The 893-nt window shown below is 44.6% G+C and carries 1 protein-coding gene; it reads right to left on the reverse strand.

Translation table 11 applies throughout. The features are described from left to right. On the reverse strand, positions 1-552 hold a 552-nt coding region (locus tag ACTIE6_RS14640; protein ID WP_439557349.1), incomplete at its 3' end, for an amidohydrolase family protein. Between the last annotated feature and the right edge of the window lie 341 nt (positions 553-893).

The raw sequence follows: 893 nt of genomic DNA on the forward strand, positions 1-893 counted from the left end.
CGCCGGCCTTTGCAGCAGGTTCATCCAAGATCCCGGATTAGGATCAGGTGTGTTGAATCCGTAACCCGCTGAAAACAACCTCGCGCCTGGTAACTGTCCGGCAACGGTCGAATCACGCAGCCCATTAAATAGCAGCGGCCGGTCGGTTCCCATGATGAGCACCGCGCCTACACCGTAGTCCTGGTACTTTTGAAGTTGGTTCAGGATATTCTCTCTTGTATAATTCTCTGCATTGGAAGTGGTGCCTTTCAATGTACCAATATGCGCGTGGGCACAAATGAGTGAGGGTATCACGGTTTGTCCGGTGAGCGTAATAGTGGTATCTGCCGCGGCTTTCATGTTCTTGCCAATTGTTTTAATCCTTTTTCCCTCAATCAGAATATCCACATTCTTCCGGGGAGCAGCGCCTGTACCGTCGATAAGCGTCACATTCTTCAGAAGCCTGGAACCCGTTTGCGCGAAAGCTGGCACATCTGAAAGAACCGGTAGTGCGAGCGCCGCGAGCAGTATTGTTTTTCTGCAATGCGACAAAAATGGTTGAGCTGTTTGCATGTTAAAAATGGTTGTATAAAGTGCATAATAATGCATTTAAAGCGTGCCAGATCACTTTTAGGAAGTTCACTGAAAACCAATTTAGAAATTCAATCCCGTAAAATGATTTGACGAACAGAAAATATTAAAATAGGAAGAAAGAAAAGGTTTTGTCGAAGTAGTTCAATCTCACATTTAAGTAACCAAAAAACTATATATTGTATGGCTGAAAGTGAGCGACACTCCTTCGCTATCAAATTGGGATGCCATTGAACATGAATAAGATTAAGAAGAAGTTCCTCAGTTTGCTGCAGAGGGATGAAAATGTGTTTGACTTTATAGAGGAAGCAGCGGTTGACGGA

Source organism: Dyadobacter sp. (assembly GCF_051859145.1).
GTDB lineage: Bacteria > Bacteroidota > Bacteroidia > Cytophagales > Spirosomataceae > Dyadobacter.